This is a genomic window from Streptomyces sp. 3214.6, assembly GCF_900129855.1.
Classification (GTDB): Bacteria; Actinomycetota; Actinomycetes; order Streptomycetales; family Streptomycetaceae; genus Streptomyces; species Streptomyces soliscabiei.
Genome location: NZ_LT670819.1, coordinates 5158526 through 5178815, shown reverse-complemented (window position 1 = coordinate 5178815; position 20290 = coordinate 5158526). Strand labels below are relative to the sequence as shown.

The window sequence follows — 20290 nt, the reverse complement described above, 5'->3', positions numbered from 1 at the left end:
TGTGCCTCAGCGTTCGATCCGTACCGGCTTCGTCTCGCTCACCTGGTCGATGTCCGACACCCGCACTGTCGCCTTCATCTCCCAGGTGCCGGGGATGGGAAGGTTGACGGCGGCGGCGCCCCAGTAGCCGCCCTTGTCGGTGACCTTGGCGTCGATGGGGCCGATGTCCTGGTCGGGCAGGCTGAAGGACAGACGCAGCTCGGGGACGCTCACGAAGCCGCCGTCGGGGCCGTAGACCACGGCCTGCAGCCCGTTGTCGCCGACCCGGCCCGGGTCGAGGGTGACCTGCACCTTGCCGCTGACGGTGCCGACGCGGGGGGTGTCGATCTCGAAGGGGATGTTGGTCACCGAGGCCACGGGGAGCCCGGCCGACTGCTCCGCCGTAGCCGCCTCGGCCGCCGCCCGGCCCGGAAGAGTGCCCGTCAGCACGGTGGTGAGGACGAGTACGACGACGGAGACCGCGACCTCCGCCAGCACGGAACGACGCAGCGCCCGGCGATGGGCGTCCTCGGCGGGGGTGAGGGCCGACCGCTTGGCGGGGGGCTTCTCAACGGCAGGTACCTCGTCGGAAGGCTTCTCAGGGGAAGGCTTCTCGGGGGAAGGCTTCTCAGGCAGCACCAGACCTTCCGCCCGTCCGGTGGACGATTCAGCGGCCGATACGGCGGCCCGTCCCCCCACCGGCTCCGGAAACCGTGCTTCCTTCTGCTCGTCAGCCGTCTCGACCGCCACGTTCCCCGTCGTCCTTTCCGTTGCCTCTGTCGCCTCCGTCGCCTCCCTGGCCTCCGTTGTCTCCGTTGCTCCCCTCGCCCCTCTCGTCGCCGTGGTCACCGTCTGGCGTGAGCGCGCGCCCGCCGCCAACAACAGCGTCACCATCGCCAGTTTGGCGAGCAGGACCCGGCCGTACGTCGTGTCCGTCAGCGCGGACACGGAGCCGAGGCCGCGCCAGGACTGGTAGACGCCGGTCACCACCAGGACCGTCACCGACCAGCCCGCCAGCCGGGAGAAGCCGTTGACGACGCGCCCCGGGACGGACGCGCGGTAGAGCAGGGTGAGCAGGGCCGTCAGACCGCCCAGCCACACCGCCATGGACAGCAGGTGCAGGACGGAGGACGTCATCGCCGCCGGGACCTGGATGCCGGCCGAGGCGTGTTCGGCGGCGGCCCAGGTCAGGGCGAGGCCCACCGCCAGCGCGGCGCCGGTCAGGAGCACCGGGCGCGACGGCTGCTCCGCCGTCCGCTCCTTCAGCAGCCCTCGCTGCCGCAGCAGGAGGACCGCGGCCGCCGCCAGCAGCGCGAGGCGCGCCACCAGGGCCAGGCCCGGACGGGTGCCCAGCGTGCGGGTCAGGCCGGACGGGTCGAGCACGTCAGCGGGGCCGGCCCCCGTCTCGTAGGGGCCGCGGAGCAGCAGCAGGAACACCGTCGAAACGGTGAGCGCCCACCAGCCGGCCAGCAGCAGCCTGCGCAGCGGCCGGATGTCGGGCGGCCGGCAGACGGCGACGAAGGCGGCCGTGCCGATGAGCAGGGCGGCGGCCAGGTAGGCGACATAGCGGCCGATGTTGAAGAGGCCGCTGGTGGCCGGGTTCTCCACGGAGGTGCTGGGCAGGGCCGGCGGGATCGCGGAGGGTTCGCCCACGGAGAAGGTGAAGGCGCCCGCGATCGGGTGGCTGTCGGCCGACACGACCCGCCACGCCACGGTGAACGTGCCGGTGCCCAGCTTGCCGGGCAGCGTGATCCGCGCGGTGTCGGCGCGGCCGTCTGCGTGCTCGCTCTTGCCGGTCTTCAACCGCTGGTTGTCGGGGTCGAAGACGCGGAAGGAGTCGTCGAGCAGGCCTACCGACTCGGTGAAGGTGAGGGTGATGGAGTCGGGGGCCGTCTTGACGACGCTGCCGTCGGCGGGGTCGGCGCTGCGGAGGGCCGCGTGCGCCGAGGCCGGTCCGCCGCCCAGGAGGAGCAGGACCAGCACGGTGCCCAGCAGCACCAGCCCCTGAAGTCTCCTTCGTCCGCGCCCGTGCCACTCACCCCCGTGCCGACCAGCGCCGCCTCGGCCGCCACCGCCGTGCCGTCGTCCGCCATCGCGCCCTTCGCTCACGTCAACCGCTCCGTACTGCTTGAGACTCGAGACTCGCGTGCTCGGTGATACGTACGCATGCACAGGGCATCCGGTTCACCCGGGTCACCACGTCGGGCGCGCCGACATCCGGCCGTCCGGCCCCTCGGGAGGGGTGATCGGGGTGATCGAGGTGGCGGGGAGGCGATCGAGGTGGCGGGGAGGCGATCGAGGTGGCGGGGAGGCGATCGAGGTGATCAGAGTGATCGCTGAGGTCACTCCGGGAACGCTGCCTCCCGGCGCAGGAAGGCGAGTTGGGCCTGCTTCTCGGGCAGGTACACGTCCGGGAGGTCGATCTCCGGGAGCGTGACGACCGGGCCGGCCTCGAATCCCTGCCGCAGGAAACGGGCGATCGCCTTCTCGTTGCGCACGTCCGGGTCCACCACGATCCGCCGCCGGTCCAGGCCCAGCAGCACATACGACGCGAAGGTCCCCATCAGCGCCGCCGACCAGCCGGGCCGTGCGCCCCGCTCGTCCGTCGGCGCGATGAGCACGTGCACGCCGATGTCTCCGGGCTCGACCTCGTAGACCTCGCCGACCCGGTCCTCGGTGGGCTCGTAGGTCTGGAGGAGGGCGACCGGGACGCCGTCCAGTTCGGTCAGAAAGGCGTGGTGGGTGTCCAGGGTGTCCATGTGGGCGTAGATCTCGGCGACCTGGTCCCGCGTCAGGCCGTTCATGCCCCAGAACACGGCCCGCTCCTGGCTCACCCAGCCGTGGACGACGTCCGCGTCGCGCTCGGCGTCGAGGGGCCGCAGGCGGACGGTACCGAAGCCGTCGGCCGCCTGCTCGTGCACCGGGGCGTGGGGAAGGCGGGGGTCAGGCATGGTCGCTCTCCTTCGTCAGCTGCGCCCAGTCCGTGACGACCGGGGCCAGTTCGCCCCTGAGCCACAGGGGGAGCTGGTCGTGGTGGTGGGGGTGGTCGGGCAGGCCGGACGCGCCGTACGGGACGACCCACAGGCTGTCCTCGCGGCGGGCCAGGTCCCACACGTAACGGGCGGCCGGGCCGCGTGCGGCGAGGTCGGTCCAGCCGGGCACGGCCGAGGTGCACAGCACGCAGTCGTGGTCGCCGGAGAGGGCGGGGGCCTGGTCCGAGGGGTCGGGGAGCGCCCGCCAGGGGGCGAGGCGGTGGGTGTCGCCCCAGCGAGCGGGCGGCTCCGGCTGCCGCCCGGCGACCTCCTCCAGGGCCTGCCGGACCAGTGCCGGGCGGTCGATGCCGTACAACTTCTCGGCGCGCAGGAGGTGTTCCAGGGCGAAGCCGATGCGCGGGAGGAGGGCGAGCCAGGGGAGGAAGACCTCCGGGTAGGCGGGCGGGGTGGTCAGGGCGGCGAAGGCCGGCTGCGCGGCGAGGCGGCGGACGAGGGCGCTGCGCAGGGCCGCGAACCGGGCCGCTTCCCGGCTGTCGGCGTCCATACGGCGGTCCCAGCGCAGGAGGCGGTCGCGGAGTTCGGCGGCGGGTGCGGTCAGGTCGTCGAGGGCGGCCAGGTGGTCCAACAGGGGTGCGGCGGAGGCCAGATACGTGTCCGTGTGGAGGGCCGGCATGTCGGACGCGGACCAGGCGCGCTTCTCGTCCAGCAGCGCCCGGATGCGGTCGGCGCGGTGCGGGGGCGCGAACTCCACGCCCAACTCGGCTGCCGGCCCTCGCTGGTTGGCCATCACGGCGACCCCGTCGATCAGTCCCGCGCGGGGCATCTCGTGCCAGCCGGTCCACTCGTGGCCGGGTTCCCAGGCGGCCACCAGCCGGGTGCCGTTGGCCTCGGCGCGCCGCGGCACCCGGCCCGCGACCCGGTGCAGCAGGCCGCCCTCGGTGTCGGCGGCCTGAACGACGTTGACGGGCTCCACCCAGAGGTCGATGGCCCGGTCCACGTCGGCGACCCGGCGGGCCCGGAGCAGCGGCAGCAGGGCGCTGAACCCCAGGTCGCAGGTGACGCGGGGCGGGTGGCGCAGGCTCAGCGCGAGCGGGGTGCCATCGTCGAGGCCCTCCGGCCCGCCGGCGACGACCGGGCCGCGTTCCGTCTCCAGGACCTCGACCTCGACGGTCTCCTCCCCGGAGACGCGCACGAGTTCGGTGTGCCGGGCGACCCGCCGCCAGGCGCCGTCCGGGTCGAGCGCCTGCACTCCCGCGCCCGTGCGGCGCAGCCGCTCGCGGTAGAGGTCCTGGTAGTCGGCCATGGCGTTGGTGATGGCCCAGGCGACCGTGCCGGTGTGGCCGAAGTGCGCGATGCCGGGGACGCCGGGGACGGCGAGGCCGACGACGTCGAACTCGTCGCACGCGAGGCGTATCTGCTGGTAGACGCCGGGGTCCTCGATGAAGCGGTGCGGGTCGCCGGCGATGACCGGCTGCCCGGTGACGGTCCGGGAGCCGCTCAGCAGCCAGCCGTTGCTGCCGGAGGTGCCGGGGCCGTCGGTGGCGAACAGGCCGACCGCGTCGGGGCCGAGACGGCGGGCGGCCTCCTCGCGCCACAGCTTGGCGGGGAAGCCGGCGAAGAGGATGTGGGTGGACAGCCAGACGGCGAGCGGGGTCCAGGGCTCCCAACGGCCGGGGGCGAGACCGACCCGCTCGAACTCGGGAGCCACGGTCGCCGCCGAACCCTCGCCGACGAGCCCCTCGTTGACGCCGTCGACGTACGCCTGTACCCAGTCCGCCGTCTCCGGGTCCCGTCTCTCCAGCTCGTCGAAACAGCGTCTCGCCGTGTCGTGGAGGCGGACGCGGCGCGCGAATCGGTCCCAGGGGAGGGCCTCGGAGCCGAGGAAGGAGGCCGAGGTGCCCCGCGCGCGGTGCCGTTCGACCTCCAGCTGCCAGGCGCGGTCTCGGGCGGTGACCAGGCCCTGGAGACGGGCGAGCGCGCGGGCGTCGGCGGCACGCAGATGCGGGACGCCCCAGGCGTCGCGGTAGATCTCGGCGGTCACCTGGGACCCCTCTTCGCTTTAGGTTAGCCTTGCCTAATTAGACCTGCCGGAATCGTACGCGAGGCGTGCGGACGCGACTGCACGCGCCGGAGCACTGGCGCGCAAGCCGAGCGCGCAAGCGGGATCATCGACGCATGGACGTCACCCTGCACCTCTCCCAGGACCCCGAGGCCGACGAGCTCCTCGGCCGCTCGCCGCGCTGGTCGGGATGCTGCTGGATCAGCAGGTTCCGATGGAGTGGGCGTTCAAGGGCCCCCGGACGATCGCCGACCGGCTCGGCGCCGACGACCTGGACGCCCACGACATCGCCGCCCAGGACCCGGAGGCCTTCGCCGCGCTGCTCTCCGACAAGCCGGCCGTGCACCGCTACCCCGGCTCCATGGCCAAGCGCATCCAGCAGCTATGCCAGTACCTCGTCGAGCACTACGACGGTGACGCCGGCGCCGTCTGGGACGGCGTGGCCACCGGCCCGGAACTCCTCAAACGCCTCCAGGACCTGCCCGGCTTCGGCAGGCAGAAGGCGCAGATCTTCCTGGCGCTGCTCGGCAAGCAGCTCGGCGTGCAGCCGACGGGCTGGCGGGAGGCGGCCGGCGCGTACGGCGAGGCGAAGTCCTTCCGGTCCGTCGCCGACATCACCGGCCCGGAGTCACTGGCGAAGGTGCGGGCGCACAAGCAGGAGATGAAGGCGGCGGCGAAGGCGGCGAAGGGTTAGACCCCCAAGGGGTTGGGCCACCAAGGGGCAGGCCGGTCGCGGGACGGGTCGGTCGCGGGACGGGTCGGTCGTGGGACGGGTCGGTCGTGGGGCAGACCGGTCGCGGGACGGGTCGGTCGTGGGGCAGGCCGGTCGCGGGACGGGCGCTCAAGGGGTAAGTCGTGTGGGCCGCCCGGGTGGCGGGCCGTTGCCGCCGGGTCTGAGCTGGGGACATGACCGAGCCACCGACCGGCCCCTCCTGGAGCCGGGAGTACGACGACCGCAAGGTCCACACCCAGCGGCACGGCCACGAGCCGGAACCGCCCTTCGAAGGCCCGCTGCACGCCCTGTCCCGCGCCGCCTGGCAGATCGTGCTGCTCACCGGCATCGCCTCGCTGATCCTGGGCGTCCTGGTGCTGGTCTGGCCGGGCGCCTCGCTCTTCGCGGCCGGCGTCCTCTTCGGCCTCTACCTGGTGATCAGCGGCGTCTTCCAGCTGGTGTCCGCCTTCGGCACACACAGGACCACCTCGCTGCGCGTCCTCGGCTTCATCAGCGGCGCGCTGTCCCTTCTGCTGGGCCTGTTCTGCTTCCGCGGCCCGATGCAGTCGATCCTGCTGCTCGCCCTGTGGATCGGCATCGGCTGGCTGATCCGCGGGATCACCCAGACCCTGGCCGCCGTCTCCGACACGTCCATGCCGGCGCGCGGCTGGCAGATCTTCCTCGGGATCGTCACCTTCGTCGGCGGGATCGTCCTGATCGACTCGCCCTTCGAGTCGGTCGCCGTGCTCACCCTCGTCGGCGGCATCTGGCTGGCGGTCGTCGGCGTCGTCGAGATCGTCACCGCGCTCAGCATCCGTGGCCGGGCCCGCCAGGTCCCGCGCGCCCTCTGAACACGCCCCCTGCTTCCCGCGCCCCCTCCTCCGAAGGGGTGATTCTCGCGCCCGGCGTGCTGAACGCCGGGCGTGTCGCGGGGAGATGACCTGCCATGAGCACCGTACGCAGCCACTCCCGCAGCCACGCCTGGCTCCGGGTGCTCGTCGTGCTCCTCGCCCTGCTGATGCCGGGCGCGCCCGCGGAGCTCTCCGAGCCGCCGACCGCCGCCGCCGGGACCGTCGAGTACGACGTCCTCGACACGGTGCTGCGACCCGCCCCCTGCGCTTACCGTCCCGCCGCACCCCTGCGCCCCGCCCCGCTCCCGGCCCCGGTACCCGCTGACCCGGCCGACCGGCCGCTCCCCGCGCCGCCGAGGCCGTCGTACGCCCTGCACACGCTGCGCACCGTGATCCTGCGCTGCTGACCGGTCCCCTGTCCCGAGACCAGTCAGCACGACGTGTACGACGCAAGACGTGTACGACGCAAGGAGCACAGCCATGCCCACCGACCCGTACGCGGTCCTGCGCGCCCTGCTGCGCGCGGAGGCCGTCCGCAACACGCCGAAACCGCAGGTGAAGGAACCGGTCCCGCAGCCGCCCCAGGAGAAACGGGACCGCTGACCGGTCGGCGGAGGCGGCACCCGGCGGGCAACCGCCCGCCCTGCCGCCTCCGCCCGGCCTACCGCCTCCGCCCGCCCTGCCGCCTCCACCGGGCCGTGCCGAAGAGGGAGCGGGTGATCCCGCGGCCGAGCTGGGCGAGGACCTCGCCGGGAACATCCCTGGGTGTTTGAGTGACGAAGAACACTCCTACCGCTTTCGAGCGAACCACATCAGGAACGTCGAGAAGAGCTGCGGCTTGTCCTGGACGGCGGGCAGTTCGAGGATCACCGAGGAAGCTAGCCATGCCTGGGCCTCGAAGGCGGTGAGGAAGGCCACGACGGACCTCAGGTCCTTGAGGTCGAGCAGCTCCAGGCCCTTGGTGTCCGCGTAGTGGAAGATCAGGCCGAGACCCCTGACAGGTCGCCCTTGACGTCCGGGAGGAAGACCGGCACACCCTGCGCGGAGAGCTGTTCGGCGAAGGGATGCGGACCGGGGCGTCGGGCAGGCACGTGCCGTCCCACAGCAGCGCGCCCAGGTCGAGGGCGGGGCCGACGAAGGCGTATCCGGCGGCGATGTCACCGGCGCTCGTCGACCCGCTCATCGCCAGACATCGTTCCGTTTTACCCCTGTTCATCACGTCTTTTCCAGCGTTGCACTCCGTCTCCATGGCTGCGCCCGGAACGTCTGGACCGGTAGGCTTTCCGTGTGATCTTCAAGCGCATCGGAAACGGCCGGCCGTACCCCGACCACGGCCGGGAAAGCACCCGGCAGTGGGCGGACGTCGCGCCGCGCCCGGTCCGCCTCGATCAGCTGGTGACCACCAAGCAGCAGCTCGACCTGGAAACCCTGCTCGCGGAGGACTCGACGTTCTACGGCGACCTCTTCGCGCATGTCGTGAAGTGGCAGGGCGACCTGTACCTGGAGGACGGGCTGCACCGCGCGGTGCGGGCGGCGCTCCAGCAGCGACAGGTGCTGCACGCGCGCGTCCTCGAGCTGGACTGACCTGCGCCGCACACTCGGTTGAACCGCTGGCTGAACCGCTGGCTGAGCCCCCCGGCCGCACCCTCGGGTTGACCCGTTCGGGTGCTTTCCCGTGCCCCGCACGGTGTCGGATGATCGTTTATTAGTCACGGCCGCCCGGGCGCACTACGCTGCGGCCATGAGCATGCTGACTCCCCCCGGCATGGGCGGTAAATACCGGATCACGGGGGACAAGTACCCCCGCATGCGCCCCCACCGGCGACGCGGCAGGCTGGTCGTCGTGGTCGTCGCCTGCGGTGCCGTGCTCGGCGTCGCCGGCTGGGGCACCCTGCAGCTCATCGACGTCTTCACGGGCGGCGGAGGGACGGCCACGGCGGCCGGCGCCGGCTGCTCCGACACCACCAAGGCGAGCCCCGTGGCCTCCGGATCCGCCGCAGCAGCGGCCGGCACGGGCGCCCGGACGGGTGCGGCTTCGGGCACGGGGACGGGCAGTGGTTCGGGTTCGGGCGGCGGCTCGGTTGGCGTCGGCTCGGTTCCCAAGCCCGCGCAGATCACCGTGAACGTCTTCAACGCCACCACCCGCAGCGGCCTCGCCAAGACCACCGCGGACGAGCTGAAGAAGCGCGGCTTCAAGATCGGCGACGTGGGCAACGCCAGCAAGCAGTACGACAAGAAGGTCGCGGGCACCGGGCTACTGCTCGGCCCCGCGTCCTCCCTGAACACCTCGCTGCCGGTCCTCGCCACCCAGCTCAGCACCGCCGAGCGCCGCACCGACGCCGCCCGCACCGGCCCGGCCCTCGACCTGATCATCGGCAACGGCTTCAAGGCGCTCACCAGCCAGGCGGATGCGACCAAGGCCCTCACGGCCCTGTACGCACCGCAGCCGACAGCGGGCACCGGCACGAAGAAGGCCTGCTAGCAGCCCCCCTGCTCAGCCGCTGCCCACCCACCCCGCCGGTGCCGGTCAGCCGGTCAGCCGGTCAGCCGGTCAGTGACAGGGTTACTCCGCCGCGCCGTACAGCCGGTCGCCCGCGTCTCCGAGGCCCGGGACGATGTAGCCGTGCTCGTTGAGGTGGTCGTCGACGGCCGCCGTGACGACGGTGACCGGGGTGCCCGCGAGCTCACGCTCCATGATCTCCACGCCCTCCGGGGCGGCGAGCAGCACCACGGCCGTCACGTCGTCGGCGCCGCGCCGGATCAGCTCACGGATCGCGGCGACCAGCGTGCCGCCGGTGGCCAGCATCGGGTCCAGGACGTACACCTGGCGGCCCGAGAGGTCCTCCGGCATGCGCGTGGCGTACGTGGACGCCTCCAGCGTCTTCTCGTTGCGGATCATGCCCAGGAAGCCCACCTCGGCGGTCGGCAGCAGCCGGACCATGCCGTCCAGCATGCCGAGGCCTGCGCGCAGGATCGGCACGACGAGCGGGCGCGGGTAGGAGAGCTTGACGCCGGTGGTCGGGGCGACCGGCGTCTTGATGTCGACCTGCTCGGTGCGCACGTCACGCGTGGCCTCGTAGGCGAGCAGGGTGACCAGTTCGTCGGCCAGCCGGCGGAAGGTCGCGGAGTCCGTGCGCTGGTCGCGCAGCGTGGTGAGCTTGTGGGCGACCAGAGGGTGGTCGACGACGTGGAGACGCATGTCCACAACAGTAACCGGGCCGAACCCGCCCGGCGTCCCCACACACAGTGAGCCTCTCCCCCCGACTTCGGCCGTTCGCTGGCATCAAACCGCTCGTCGGAGGGAAAGTGAGGGAAAGGTATGGAGACGGACCGGGGTACCCGGGGTGGTGTGCTGATGCCTGACGTGCCCGACCTGCCCGACTCGCCGGACCGCGACGCGCCGGAGACGCAGCCGCCCGAGTCCGACGCCGAGCGCCGCCGGCGCCGCGCCCGGTTCCTGCGCGAGCTGGCCGAGGCCCGCGAACTGCGCGACCGGGTCCAGCCCCGCCGCGCGAAGACCGCCCGCCTGCGCCACGCGATGCGCATGCGCACGTTCCGCTGGTAGCCGCGCGGCAGCCGTTGCCGTACGGGACTTGGGGCATACGGGGAAGATCGCCACCATCATGGGTGTCCCATGGAGTGGGCGTGCGTGGGCCCGCGGGAAAGCCGCGTACGATCCGCTGGTGGCGGCAACGAGTGTGCTGGTGAGTCGCGCACGGACGACCTCACGTACGTGCGATCAAAACCACCGGACACAGGGAGCCGAAGACGTCCCCTGAACGCCTTGTTTCTGCCACGATTCCGAGTGGGTGGGGCTCGGAGCCTGAGCTCTCTCCGCCCGTAACCTCCGCCGGGGGGACCCCCAACCGGCACGCCTATGACCAGTGGGAGAGTCACGGTGTACTTCGCCGCACTGCTCGCGCGCACCGAAGACGGGTGGGAAGCGAGCGACACAGAGCTCGACGATGTGGAGACCCTGTCGGATCTGGCCGACCTGGCCCGGGAAGCCTCTCCCGACGAGGACACGGTGCTCGTGCTGATCGAGCAGGAGGACTCCTGGTTCGGGGTCGTCCGCATCGACGGCGAGGAGGACCCTCGCATCTTCGTCTCCGACGCCGCTGCCGCCGCCCGCAGCTCGTACGGCGAGATCCTGCTCACCGACGAACTGCTCGGAAGGGATCCGGATGACAACGACACGGATCTGGACGCCCTCGACCTCGACGGCACCGAAGACGGTGAGGACGAGGACGAGGACTCCGACGACCCGCAGGGCGGCGGCTCCGCCGAGGCCGTGCCGCACGGCCCGGTCGGCGACGCCGCCATCCTCGACGATCTCGGCGTCGGCGAGAAGGAACTGAAGTCGCTGTCCGAGGACGCGCTCACCGAGATCGCCGACGCCCTCGGTGCCTCGGAGGTCCTGGAGACCGTCCGCTGACCGCACCACAGGCCCCGCCGGACCCCGTCCGCGATCCCTGGCGGGCCGCGATGCGGCTCGCCCTGGACGAGGCCCGGCTGGCCGCCCGGGGCGGGGACGTCCCGGTCGGCGCCGTCGTGCTGGCTCCGGACGGCACGACGGTCCTCGCCACCGGCCACAACGAACGCGAGGCGGGCGGCGATCCGACGGCCCACGCGGAGGTGCTCGCCATCCGGCGGGCGGCCGCGAACCTGAAGGACGCGGCGACACACACCGCCCCCGGCAACAGTGGTGGTGGGCGACGGCCGGGCGAGTGGCGGCTGTCCGGCTGCACGCTCGTCGTGACGCTCGAACCGTGCACCATGTGCGCGGGCGCGGTCGTGCAGTCCCGGGTGGACCGGGTCGTCTACGGCGCCCGGGACGACAAGGCGGGCGCGGTCGGCTCCCTCTGGGACGTCGTCCGCGACCGGCGCCTCAATCACCGCCCGGAAGTCGTCGAAGGCGTCCTCGCGCAGGAGTGCGCGGGGCTCCTCACGGACTTCTTCCGCGATCGCTGATCCACATCCCGAATACCGATTTCAAACCGGGGCTCACCTTGTTGTAGGGTCTCTCTCGGTAGCGTGTCCGAGCGGCCGAAGGAGCTCGCCTCGAAAGCGAGTGTGGCGCAAGTCACCGAGGGTTCAAATCCCTCCGCTACCGCTGTGGCCGAAGGGTCCGGTTCGATGAACCGGGCCCTTCGTCATGTCGGCTATGTGCGTGCTCTGCTCGCTCGGCTCGGGCCACTTGCCCAGGTAGGTCCAGGTGAGGCCGCCGACGATCGGGGCGCTGAACATGAACAGCAGCCACAGCAGCTTGGGTACGTGGCGAACGCGCTCCTCGGGGGTGCGGACGCAGTCGAGCAACGCCCCGACGTGCAGCATGGCCACGATGACCATCGGGACGGCTACGGCTGACAGCAGTTGCAGCGTCATGGGTCTCTCCTTCTCACCCTCTTCGCCCGCCTCCGTCCGGCGGCCTTCAACCCTTCATCGGATGAGGCCCCCCGAACGGTTCACGAACGGGCCGCCGTTCATGAACGCGCCGCGAATGCTCAAAAGCAGTGTGAAAATCGGACGGGCGGTTACACTCGCCGCCGGCAACAGGGGCCCAAGTGGGCGCATACAGGGGAGGCCAGGTGGCGGTGAACGCCAAGAAGATCGCCGTCTACGTGCTTGTGGTCTTCGTGCTCTACGTGATCATCACGGACCCGGCAAAGGCGGCGGACTACGTCCAGATAGGCTTCGAGGGCATATCGGACGCCGCCAAGGCCATCGGAGACTTCTTCACCTGGCTCGCCGACGGGGCGCGGTAGCCGGGGCCGTCGTACGCACTGGGAGTGCCCATGATCCGCCACCTGGTCCTGTTCAAGCTCAACGAGGGCGTCCGGCGTGACGATCCCCGGGTCGCGCGCGGCGAGGCGGCCTTCCGGGCGCTGGGCGAGCAGATCGAGGAACTGCGCTTCTGGGAGCTGGGCTGGAACATCAGCGAGCGCCCCATCGCCTATGACTTCGCGATCAACTCGGCGGTCCAGGACGCGGACGCACTGAAGCGGTACATCGAGCACCCGGACCATCAGGCGGGCGTCGCCCTGTGGCGGGAGTTCGCCACCTGGGTGGTCGCCGACTACGAGTTCTGAGCCGCCTCCGTCGGCAGTACTCGGCAGTACGAAGCCCTCCGCCCGAACGGCGGGGGGCTTTTGCGCGTCCTGCATCACCAACAAAGCCCCAACTTCTCCCTCAACACGGAGTTATGGGGTGCTTGCACACAGTGCACATGTCTTGTGATGCTATGACCGCTTTTGACGGATGAGTTGACCGCTGTTGACCTGACGAAGAGGTGGCGTTGACCGTGTCGGCCAGTACTGCGCCGCCTCAGCAAGAGGCACCCCCGGCACCCGCTCCGGCACCCGCCCTGGAAGCCGTCGCCGTCCCGGAGGCCGCCGCGGAGGCCACCCCGACGCCCGAGCGACGCCGCGGCGCCGACACCCGGGCACTGACCCAGGTTCTCTTCGCCGAGCTCAAGGAGCTCCAGCCGGGCACGCCGGAGCACAATCGGGTGCGCGGGGCGCTCATCGAGGCGAATCTGCCGCTCGTGCGCTACGCGGCCGGCCGCTTCCGCTCCCGCAACGAGCCGATGGAGGACGTCGTCCAGGTCGGCACCATCGGCCTCATCAACGCCATCGACCGCTTCGACCCGGACCGGGGCGTACAGTTCCCGACGTTCGCGATGCCGACGGTCGTCGGCGAGATCAAGCGGTACTTCCGCGACAACGTCCGCACGGTCCACGTGCCGCGCCGGCTGCACGAGTTGTGGGTGCAGGTCAACAGCGCGACGGAGGACCTGACGACCGCCTTCGGGCGCACCCCGACGACGGCCGAGATCGCGGAGCGGCTGCGCATCGGCGAGGACGAGGTGCTCTCCTGCATCGAGGCGGGCCGCTCGTACCACGCCACCTCCCTGGAGGCGGCCCAGGAGGGCGACGGCCTGCCGGGCCTGCTGGACCGCCTCGGCTACGAGGACCCGGCGCTGGACGGCGTGGAGCACCGCGACCTCGTCCGCCACCTCCTGGTCCAACTCCCGGAGCGCGAACAGCGCATCCTGCTGCTGCGCTACTACAGCAACCTCACGCAGTCCCAGATCAGCGCGGAACTCGGCGTGTCCCAGATGCACGTCTCCCGGCTACTGGCACGTAGCTTCCAGCGGCTGCGCTCGGCGAACCGCATCGAGGCGTGAGCCGGGACCCGGCTTCAGTCGTCCCTCGATCGGGGATCGCACGCGCGACCGAGACGTCACCGTTGGGAGCGAATCGCTCACCAGGGCCGTTCCCGACAGATCTGCGCTGAAAAACCGTCACACCCCCTGTTTCCAGGGCCGATTCGTTACTCACATGTCGACATGTCACTACAGCGTGTTGCCGACATGTGACATTCTGCCGGAAGCGCGTTTGCCGGGGCTTCGGCGCCGGTATTCAGGTGAAGGCTGACGTTCCTCAAGCGGGAATGTTCGCCGCGACCGTCCCGCGACCCAAAGGGGGTGGCATGTCCGCAGATCAGGGCAGCTCGAAGGTGCTCACGCTCACGAAGAGCGAGACCGCGCCCGTCGTGCCTGTCGAGCCCGACGTGCTCGACGACGTCACAGCCCCCGAGGCCGCCCAGGCCCCGGCCCTCACCACGGCCACGGGGGCCATCGACACCCGCACCCTGTCCCGCTCCCTGTTCCTGCGACTGGCCACACTCGCCGAGGACAGCCCCGAGCGCGTGTACGTCCGGGACACCCTCATCGAGCTCAACCTCCCCCTCGTGCGCTACGCGGCGGCTCGCTTCCGCTCGCGCAACGAGCCGATGGAGGACATCGTCCAGGTCGGCACCATCGGCCTGATCAAGGCGATCGACCGCTTCGACTGCGAACGGGGCGTCGAGTTCCCGACGTTCGCGATGCCGACGGTCGTGGGCGAGATCAAGCGCTTCTTCCGCGACACGTCGTGGTCGGTGCGCGTGCCGCGCCGCCTCCAGGAGCTGCGCCTGGCCCTCACCAAGGCCAGCGACGAGCTCTCCCAGAAGCTGGACCGCTCCCCGACGGTCGCCGAACTGGCCGCGGTCCTGGGCGTGTCCGAGGAGGACGTCGTCGACGGCCTCGCCGTCGGCAACGCGTACACGGCCTCCTCGCTGGACTCCCCGGCGCCCGAGGACGACGGCGGCGAGGGCTCCCTGGCCGACCGCCTCGGCTACGAGGACACGGCGCTGGAGGGCGTGGAGTACCGCGAGTCCCTCAAGCCGCTGCTGGCCAAGCTGCCGCCGCGCGAGCGACGCATCATCATGCTGCGCTTCTTCGCCAACATGACCCAGTCCCAGATCGGCGAGGAGGTCGGCATCTCCCAGATGCACGTCTCGCGCCTGCTCACCCGCACGCTGGCCCAGCTGCGCGACGGCTTGATCTCCGACTAGGGCTGTCCGGCCGATCAAGCCGTAGGAAAGCGGACGGCACCGCATCAGCACCGGTGAGCTGGGCGATGGGGATCCCCGGATCCCCCCGCTCAAGCCCAGCCGAGGCGGGGGCGCGGCAGCCGCAAGGCGGAGGAGGCGTCGACACGATCGGCGCCCCTCCCCGCTCCAGCGGAGTCGAGAGCGGGGGAGTCGAGAGCGGTCGAGTCGACAACCGCCGACAACACCGCTGAGGTCCCCGCCGGGGAAGCGCGTGCCACACCCGCGTCCACCGCATGACCCGCTGGACAGGTCCGAGGGCCCGGCCCGGCGAAACGGATCGCGGGAAGGCCGCCCGTGCCTGGGCAGATCCGGTGAGCCGAGGGATGGGGTCCTCCCCCCGGACCAAGGCGCGCGCCCCCTGACCGAGGTGACCCTCCTGGGAGTGCGTGCCACACCTGCGTCTACCCCGTGATCCGCTCGGCGGGTCCGAAGGCCCGGACCGGCGGATCAGGTCGCGGGAGGGTCGTCGTGCCTGGGCGGCCCGGTGAGCCAGTGGATGAGGGTCCTCCCCTCGGACCGACAGCGCCCCCCGGACCGAGACGCCCCCTGATCGAGGTGCGCCTGCCGGGAGTGCGTGACGCGCCCGTGTCCACCGCGTGATCCACCGGGCTGGTGCCTGCGCGGGTTTCTCCTGGGGCTTCCTTCCTGACGGGGCGTCAGAGACACTGGCTCGGTGCGAAGTCCGACGTGGGCAGGTGGTCGCCGGGGCGCTGTATGGGGCGCGTCGGCGGTTGTCGTCGCGCTGGTGGGGGCGGCCGGGCTGCTGGCCGGGTGCGGGGGCGACGGGCACGGCGGTGACTACGTGGCGATCGGCGCGGCAGGCGGTCCGGCGCCGCCGGGCACGGGTGCGAGCGGATCGGCGGAGCCGACGGGCGGGGTGCGGCTTGTGCCGCTGGACGGGGAGGGCAACTCCCCTACAGCGAAGCCCGATCCGGGGGCGGGAGTGCAGGACACGGCGGGGGCGAGGGCGAAGGCCCCTTTGACGACCGGAGTCCCGGAGCCCGGCTCACCGCAGGGTGGCTCGTCGGCCGGGGCCGACTCACCCGCCGGGGGCAACTCGTCCACCGGCGGCGCCTCGTCCACGGCGGGCGCCTCGTCCGAGGGTGGCTCGGGTGGGCGTACGACGCCGGGGTCGGCCTCGCCTTCGCCCTCACCGGTCCCGTCCGGTGGCGCGTCCGCCGGGCCGGCGGTGCTCGTCGTGAGCGACACCGTCCGCGCGGGCACGGATCAGCGGTGGTGCGAGGACGTGACCCTCACGCTCCACAACTCCGGTGGCACAGCGGTGCGTTCCGGCACGGTCACGTTCGGGACCCATGTCATCGACGCGCTCGGCATCGACTGGGCGACCCGCGAGTCGACGGCCCCGCTCCCGACGCCGATCGCCGCCGACGCGCGCGAGAAGAGGACCTGGACGGTCTGCGTCGACGCGTGGCGGGTCCCGCTGGGGATGCACATCGAGACACGGGACGTGTCGGTGCGGTGGGAGTGAGAAGAGGTCAAGGGGCGCGGTGACGCCGTGGCGCCACCCGTCACCCGGCGTCCCCGTGCGGACGTTACTTCAGCGCCAGCCAGGCGACCGCGGCGACGATCACGACGGCGGCGATGACGCCGACGATCAGGCCGATGCGGGAGCCGGTCGGTGCGGGAGCCGGCTGGGCGGCCCGGGGGGCGCCCTCGTCGACGAACGCGCGGAACATCTGGGTGCTGCCGGCGGGGTCGTGGTTGCCCTGGGGGCCCTGGGTGTTAGCCATGGGCCGAGACACTAGCGAAACCGGGCGGGGCGCCCCAAGTGGGGGTCGCCACACGGGCACTGAACAGGCCCCTGCGACGCGGCGTCTCGGTCGACTGCCGCCCCACCCTCGCCCACGCCCCCACCTGCACATTTACCCTCGCAATACTTGCCTTTGCCAACTTTTTACGGCCCTCATGCCGGTTTTATTTGCCTGTAGCAACCAACCTCTCCTATGGTTGCCCCAAGCAACAAAAACAGGAGGTGTGAGATGGCCGGGCAGGCGCAGTACGAGGAGTTGGCGCGTCAGCTCAGCGCCGTCGGGGCCGTGAAGCGGGACCTCGGGCGGATCCTGCCGCACGACTGCTCCGCCGGCTCGGCCGCCGTACTGGCGCTGCTGGGCCGCCACGGCGACATGCGCATGAGCAATCTCTCCGAGCTGCTCGCCGTCGACATGTCCGTGACCAGCCGGCACGCCGCGCATCTCGCCGACCGCGGTTGGATCGAGCGCTGCCCCGACCCGGCGGACAAACGCTCCCGCATCCTGCGCCTCACCCCCGAGGGGCACGCGATGCTCGCCGAACTGTCCCGTCGGAGCACCGAGCTGCTGACGCAGCGGCTGGGCGACTGGACCGACGCCGAGGTCGGCCAGCTCATCGGACTGCTGACCCGGCTGCGCGCCAGCTTCGGCGACTGCCGGACGGTCCCGCACCGGCCGCCGCCCCCGCCCGCACCCCCTCCGCCCGCACCCCCGCCTCCCGTTTCATCCGTTTCAGCCCCCGGTTCCGTCCCCGGTTCCACCCCCGTTCCCCCCGTCTCCGGGGGCGAACGGACACAGACCACCCGTACACCCGCACAAGCAACGTAAGAGAAGGAAGCCCATGGCAACGACCACACCAGCCGGTGTGCGGGCTCACGCGAAGCACGGCGGAGGGTCCCACGGCTCCGCCGCGGACGCTCCGATGACGCACCGGCAGATCATGGAGGCGCTCTCCGGGCTGCTGCTCGGCATGTTCGTCGCGATCCTGTCCTCCACGATCGTCTCGAACGCCCTCCCGGAGATCATCGGCGACCTCGGCGGCGGCCAGTCCGCCTACACCTGGGTCGTGACCGCCACCCTGCTGGCGATGACGGCGACCACCCCCCTGTGGGGCAAGCTCGCCGACCTCTACGACAAGAAGGCGCTCGTCCAGATAGCGCTCGTCATCTATGTGCTGGGGTCGGCCGCGGCCGGGCTCTCGCAGAACTCCGGCATGCTGATCGCCTGCCGTGTCGTCCAGGGCGTCGGCGTGGGCGGGCTTTCCGCCCTCGCGCAGATCGTGATGGCCGCGATGATCTCCCCGCGTGAGCGCGGGCGCTACTCCGGTTACCTCGGCGCGACCTTCGCCGTCGCCACCGTCGGCGGTCCGCTGCTCGGCGGTGTCATCACCGACACGAGCTGGCTCGGCTGGCGCTGGTGCTTCTACGTCGGCGTGCCCTTCGCCGTCATCGCGCTGATCGTGCTGCAGAAGACCCTGCACCTGCCGGTCGTGAAGCGGGACGTCAAGGTCGACTGGGCCGGCGCGTTCTTCATCTCCGCCGCGGTCTCCCTGCTGCTGGTCTGGGTCACCTTCGCCGGTGACAAGTACGACTGGCTGTCCTGGCAGACGTACGCGATGGTCGCGGGGTCGGTCCTGCTCGGGCTCGTCTTCGTGTTCGTCGAGTCGAGGGCCAAGGAGCCGATCATCCCGCTGCGGCTCTTCCGCAACCGCACCATCACGCTGTCGTCGATCGCGTCGATGTTCGTGGGCGTGGCGATGTTCTCCGGGACCGTCTTCTTCGCGCAGTACTTCCAGCTGGCCCGGGACAAGTCCCCGACCATGTCGGGCGTCATGACGATCCCGATGATCGGCGGTCTGTTCGTCTCCTCCACCGTCTCCGGACAGTTCATCACCCGCACCGGAAAGTGGAAGGCCTGGCTGGTCAGCGGCGGTGTGCTCATCACGGCCGGCCTCGGACTGCTGGGCACGATCCGCTACGACACGGACTACTGGAAGACCGCGGTCTTCATGTCGCTGCTGGGTCTCGGCGTCGGCATGATGATGCAGAACCTGGTGCTCTCCACGCAGAACCAGGTGGACCCGAGCGACCTCGGCTCGGCCAGCTCGACCGTGACCTTCTTCCGGTCCCTCGGCGGTGCGATGGGCGTCTCGGCGCTGGGCGCCGTCATGGCCAACCGCATCACCGACTACGCCAAGGACGGCATCGCCGACCTCGGCCCCAAGTACGCCTCCCTCGCGTCCGGTTCGAGCTCCAGCGACTCCATCCCGGACATGGACAAGCTGCCCGCGCCGCTGCGCACGGTCATGGAGAGCGCGTACGGCCACGGCATCGCGGACGTCTTCCTGATCGCCTCCGGCCTGGCCCTCCTGGCCTTCCTGATCACCCTGTTCATCAAGGAGGTCCCGCTGAGGACCAAGGGCGCGCTGGCGCAGGCCGCTTCCGAGGACGCCTCGGCCGACAGCACGCAGACCCCGGCCGACACCGCGCAGGCCGCGGTCGCCACCACGGACGCCCCGGCCGCCGTCGAGGCCCCCGTGACGGCCGAGGAGAACGTCCCGAGCTGGGCCGTCGCCGCCTCCACCACCGAGGCCGACGGCACCGAGGGCACACAGCGGCACGCCGCCGTCGCCACCCTCGACGCCCCCGCCGCGCAGTCTCCCTCGGGCGGCGTCCCGGTGCACGGCTTCGTGCGTGGCGCGGAGAGCGCGCCCGTGCCGCAGGCCGCCGTCACGCTGATCTCGCTCGGCGGACGTCAGCTCGGCCGGTCGGTCGCGCAGGCCGACGGCGCCTACGCGCTGGACGCGCCGGGTACGGGTTCGTACGTCCTGATCGCCTCCGCGGACGGCTTCCAGCCGCAGGCCTCGACGGTCGTCGTGAACGGCGAGCCGGTCGCGTACGACATCCTGCTCAGCGGGACCAGCGGGCTCAGCGGTGTCGTGCGCGCCGCCGAGTCGGGCGACGGCGTCAAGGACGCGATGGTGATCGTCACCGATGTGCGGGGCGATCTGCTGGCCACCGCGGCCACCGGCGAGCAGGGCGAGTTCTCCTTCGCGGAGCTGGTTCCGGGCGCCGTGACCGTCGCGGTGAACGCCGTCGGGTTCCGGCCGCGCGCCCTGCCCGTCGAGATCGGCGCGACGGGCGTGACCCGCGCGGAGGTCGTCCTCGACGCGGGCGCCCAGCTCCAGGGTGTCGTCCGGGCGCCGCACGGTCCGCTGGCCGACGCGCGGGTGACGCTCGTGGACGCGGCGGGCAACGTGGTCGGCACCGCCACCACCGGCGCGGACGGCGCGTACGCCTTCGCCGACCTCGACGGCGGCGACTACACGGTCATCGCGACCGGCTACCCGCCGGTGGCCACCGCGCTGACCGTCGCGGGCGCCGGCGTCGACGGCCACGACATCGAACTCGCCCACCCCGGCGAGTAGTTCGGTTCGCTATAGGCTCCGGCCCGGTGCGGGGGTTCACCCCGCGCACCGGGCCGGTCGCAGT

Annotated in this window: 22 protein-coding genes, 1 tRNA gene and 2 pseudogenes; 17 read left to right on the top strand and 8 right to left on the bottom strand. The window is 71.6% G+C overall.

The genetic code is table 11. The features are described 5' to 3' along the window. Positions 1-6: 6 nt before the first annotated feature. The 3 genes from B5557_RS23310 to B5557_RS23300 all read right to left on the bottom strand — a co-directional run bounded on the left by B5557_RS23310 (position 7) and on the right by B5557_RS23300 (position 5013). A complete protein-coding gene (locus tag B5557_RS23310; protein WP_079661295.1) occupies positions 7-1977 on the bottom strand; it encodes a copper resistance CopC/CopD family protein in 1971 nt (656 codons plus the stop codon). 344 nt (positions 1978-2321) lie between these two features. Then, positions 2322-2930, bottom strand: coding sequence for a GNAT family N-acetyltransferase (locus B5557_RS23305; RefSeq protein ID WP_079661294.1), 609 nt, complete (start codon positions 2928-2930; stop codon positions 2322-2324). Next, entirely contained in the window at positions 2923-5013 is a 2091-nt protein-coding gene (locus B5557_RS23300; RefSeq protein WP_079661293.1) for a penicillin acylase family protein, read from the bottom strand. The genes B5557_RS23305 and B5557_RS23300 overlap by 8 nt, the downstream gene beginning before the upstream one ends. Before the next feature lie 134 nt (positions 5014-5147). Here B5557_RS23300 and B5557_RS23295 point away from each other — a divergent pair. The 4 genes and pseudogenes from B5557_RS23295 to B5557_RS45750 all read left to right on the top strand — a co-directional run bounded on the left by B5557_RS23295 (position 5148) and on the right by B5557_RS45750 (position 7197). Beyond that, positions 5148-5725 (top strand): annotated as a pseudogene (locus tag B5557_RS23295) (HhH-GPD-type base excision DNA repair protein). 212 nt (positions 5726-5937) lie between these two features. Then, a complete protein-coding gene (locus B5557_RS23290; RefSeq protein WP_079661292.1) occupies positions 5938-6594 on the top strand; it encodes an HdeD family acid-resistance protein in 657 nt (218 codons plus the stop codon). A gap of 95 nt (positions 6595-6689) precedes the next feature. Next, a complete protein-coding gene (locus tag B5557_RS23285) occupies positions 6690-7001 on the top strand; it encodes a hypothetical protein (protein ID WP_079661291.1) in 312 nt (103 codons plus the stop codon). 73 nt (positions 7002-7074) lie between these two features. After that, positions 7075-7197: a hypothetical protein gene (locus B5557_RS45750; RefSeq protein WP_269460181.1), complete on the top strand. Its 123-nt coding sequence runs from the start codon at positions 7075-7077 to the stop codon at positions 7195-7197. A 103-nt stretch (positions 7198-7300) separates the two neighbouring features. Here the strand turns inward: B5557_RS45750 and B5557_RS23280 are convergent. Beyond that, a pseudogene (locus B5557_RS23280) lies at positions 7301-7810 on the bottom strand (helicase HerA-like domain-containing protein); the annotation flags it as partial. Positions 7811-7881: 71 nt separating this feature from the next. Between B5557_RS23280 and B5557_RS23275 the strand changes: the two are divergent. Together B5557_RS23275 and B5557_RS23270 are read left to right on the top strand one after the other, a co-directional pair. Further along, entirely contained in the window at positions 7882-8178 is a 297-nt protein-coding gene (locus B5557_RS23275) for a type II toxin-antitoxin system VapB family antitoxin (protein ID WP_004943146.1), read from the top strand. 181 nt (positions 8179-8359) lie between these two features. Further along, complete coding sequence (locus B5557_RS23270; protein ID WP_079661290.1) at positions 8360-9076, top strand: LytR C-terminal domain-containing protein; 717 nt, start codon at positions 8360-8362, stop codon at positions 9074-9076. A gap of 81 nt (positions 9077-9157) precedes the next feature. Here the strand turns inward: B5557_RS23270 and upp are convergent, their stop codons facing one another. Next, a complete protein-coding gene (gene upp / locus B5557_RS23265; RefSeq protein WP_079661289.1) occupies positions 9158-9793 on the bottom strand; it encodes a uracil phosphoribosyltransferase in 636 nt (211 codons plus the stop codon). Positions 9794-9949: 156 nt separating this feature from the next. Here upp and B5557_RS23260 point away from each other — a divergent pair, with 156 nt between their 5' ends. From B5557_RS23260 to B5557_RS23245, 4 genes are all read left to right on the top strand, one after another. Next, the gene (locus B5557_RS23260) at positions 9950-10159 is read left to right on the top strand and encodes a hypothetical protein (protein WP_231976008.1); all 210 of its coding nucleotides are present in this window, start codon (positions 9950-9952) and stop codon (positions 10157-10159) included. Positions 10160-10492: 333 nt separating this feature from the next. After that, positions 10493-11029, top strand: a complete 537-nt coding sequence (locus tag B5557_RS23255) for a tRNA adenosine deaminase-associated protein (protein ID WP_079661288.1) — start codon at positions 10493-10495, stop codon at positions 11027-11029. 50 nt (positions 11030-11079) lie between these two features. Beyond that, entirely contained in the window at positions 11080-11565 is a 486-nt protein-coding gene (locus B5557_RS23250) for a nucleoside deaminase (RefSeq protein WP_079661287.1), read from the top strand. Between the two features lie 57 nt (positions 11566-11622). Further along, positions 11623-11707 (top strand) — tRNA-Ser (locus tag B5557_RS23245). Here B5557_RS23245 and B5557_RS23240 read toward each other — a convergent pair. Beyond that, the gene (locus B5557_RS23240) at positions 11689-11979 is read right to left on the bottom strand and encodes a PLDc N-terminal domain-containing protein (RefSeq protein WP_079661286.1); all 291 of its coding nucleotides are present in this window, start codon (positions 11977-11979) and stop codon (positions 11689-11691) included. The genes B5557_RS23245 and B5557_RS23240 overlap by 19 nt on opposite strands. A 179-nt stretch (positions 11980-12158) precedes the next feature. Between B5557_RS23240 and B5557_RS43835 the strand changes: the two genes are divergently transcribed. The 4 genes from B5557_RS43835 (at position 12159) to B5557_RS23225 (ending at position 14991) form a co-directional block, all read left to right on the top strand. Beyond that, positions 12159-12359, top strand: coding sequence for a hypothetical protein (locus tag B5557_RS43835; protein ID WP_143688218.1), 201 nt, complete (start codon positions 12159-12161; stop codon positions 12357-12359). 30 nt (positions 12360-12389) lie between these two features. Beyond that, positions 12390-12683: a Dabb family protein gene (locus B5557_RS23235; protein WP_079661285.1), complete on the top strand. Its 294-nt coding sequence runs from the start codon at positions 12390-12392 to the stop codon at positions 12681-12683. A 206-nt stretch (positions 12684-12889) separates the two neighbouring features. Next, positions 12890-13780: an RNA polymerase sigma factor SigF gene (locus B5557_RS23230; protein WP_079664945.1), complete on the top strand. Its 891-nt coding sequence runs from the start codon at positions 12890-12892 to the stop codon at positions 13778-13780. A 305-nt stretch (positions 13781-14085) separates the two neighbouring features. Continuing rightward, entirely contained in the window at positions 14086-14991 is a 906-nt protein-coding gene (locus tag B5557_RS23225) for an RNA polymerase sigma factor SigF (RefSeq protein ID WP_079661284.1), read from the top strand. Positions 14992-15828: 837 nt separating this feature from the next. Here B5557_RS23225 and B5557_RS44520 read toward each other — a convergent pair. Next, positions 15829-16254 carry a hypothetical protein gene (locus tag B5557_RS44520; RefSeq protein WP_197697261.1) on the bottom strand — a complete coding sequence of 142 codons (426 nt, stop codon included), beginning with the start codon at positions 16252-16254 and terminating at the stop codon, positions 15829-15831. Between B5557_RS44520 and B5557_RS44515 the strand changes: the two genes are divergently transcribed. Next, a complete protein-coding gene (locus tag B5557_RS44515; protein ID WP_197697260.1) occupies positions 16229-16519 on the top strand; it encodes a hypothetical protein in 291 nt (96 codons plus the stop codon). The two genes, B5557_RS44520 and B5557_RS44515, sit on opposite strands and share 26 nt — an antisense overlap. Before the next feature lie 64 nt (positions 16520-16583). Here the strand turns inward: B5557_RS44515 and B5557_RS23215 are convergent, their stop codons facing one another. Continuing rightward, complete coding sequence (locus B5557_RS23215) at positions 16584-16781, bottom strand: hypothetical protein (RefSeq protein WP_079661282.1); 198 nt, start codon at positions 16779-16781, stop codon at positions 16584-16586. A gap of 249 nt (positions 16782-17030) precedes the next feature. On the opposite strand from B5557_RS23215, the gene B5557_RS23210 reads away from it, so the two are divergent. Both B5557_RS23210 and B5557_RS23205 read left to right on the top strand, forming a co-directional pair. Continuing rightward, on the top strand, positions 17031-17627 hold the full coding sequence (locus B5557_RS23210; protein WP_079661281.1) for a MarR family winged helix-turn-helix transcriptional regulator: 597 nt from the start codon (positions 17031-17033) through the stop codon (positions 17625-17627). A gap of 13 nt (positions 17628-17640) precedes the next feature. Beyond that, a complete protein-coding gene (locus tag B5557_RS23205; RefSeq protein WP_099936498.1) occupies positions 17641-20226 on the top strand; it encodes an MFS transporter in 2586 nt (861 codons plus the stop codon). Positions 20227-20290: the final 64 nt, after the last annotated feature.

What these genes read in the sequence shown, in the direction of transcription:
- B5557_RS23205 (WP_099936498.1), top strand. Translation starts at nt 17,641, where the DNA reads ATGGCAACGACCACACCAGCCGGTGTGCGGGCTCACGCGAAGCACGGC.
- B5557_RS23250 (WP_079661287.1), top strand. Translation starts at nt 11,080, where the DNA reads ATGCGGCTCGCCCTGGACGAGGCCCGGCTGGCCGCCCGGGGCGGGGAC.
- B5557_RS23215 (WP_079661282.1), bottom strand. Translation starts at nt 16,781, where the DNA reads ATGGCTAACACCCAGGGCCCCCAGGGCAACCACGACCCCGCCGGCAGC.
- B5557_RS23210 (WP_079661281.1), top strand. Translation starts at nt 17,031, where the DNA reads ATGGCCGGGCAGGCGCAGTACGAGGAGTTGGCGCGTCAGCTCAGCGCC.
- B5557_RS23285 (WP_079661291.1), top strand. Translation starts at nt 6,690, where the DNA reads ATGAGCACCGTACGCAGCCACTCCCGCAGCCACGCCTGGCTCCGGGTG.
- B5557_RS23270 (WP_079661290.1), top strand. Translation starts at nt 8,360, where the DNA reads ATGGGCGGTAAATACCGGATCACGGGGGACAAGTACCCCCGCATGCGC.
- upp (WP_079661289.1), bottom strand. Translation starts at nt 9,793, where the DNA reads ATGCGTCTCCACGTCGTCGACCACCCTCTGGTCGCCCACAAGCTCACC.
- B5557_RS45750 (WP_269460181.1), top strand. Translation starts at nt 7,075, where the DNA reads ATGCCCACCGACCCGTACGCGGTCCTGCGCGCCCTGCTGCGCGCGGAG.
- B5557_RS23225 (WP_079661284.1), top strand. Translation starts at nt 14,086, where the DNA reads ATGTCCGCAGATCAGGGCAGCTCGAAGGTGCTCACGCTCACGAAGAGC.
- B5557_RS23290 (WP_079661292.1), top strand. Translation starts at nt 5,938, where the DNA reads ATGACCGAGCCACCGACCGGCCCCTCCTGGAGCCGGGAGTACGACGAC.
- B5557_RS23235 (WP_079661285.1), top strand. Translation starts at nt 12,390, where the DNA reads ATGATCCGCCACCTGGTCCTGTTCAAGCTCAACGAGGGCGTCCGGCGT.
- B5557_RS23260 (WP_231976008.1), top strand. Translation starts at nt 9,950, where the DNA reads ATGCCTGACGTGCCCGACCTGCCCGACTCGCCGGACCGCGACGCGCCG.
- B5557_RS23305 (WP_079661294.1), bottom strand. Translation starts at nt 2,930, where the DNA reads ATGCCTGACCCCCGCCTTCCCCACGCCCCGGTGCACGAGCAGGCGGCC.
- B5557_RS23240 (WP_079661286.1), bottom strand. Translation starts at nt 11,979, where the DNA reads ATGACGCTGCAACTGCTGTCAGCCGTAGCCGTCCCGATGGTCATCGTG.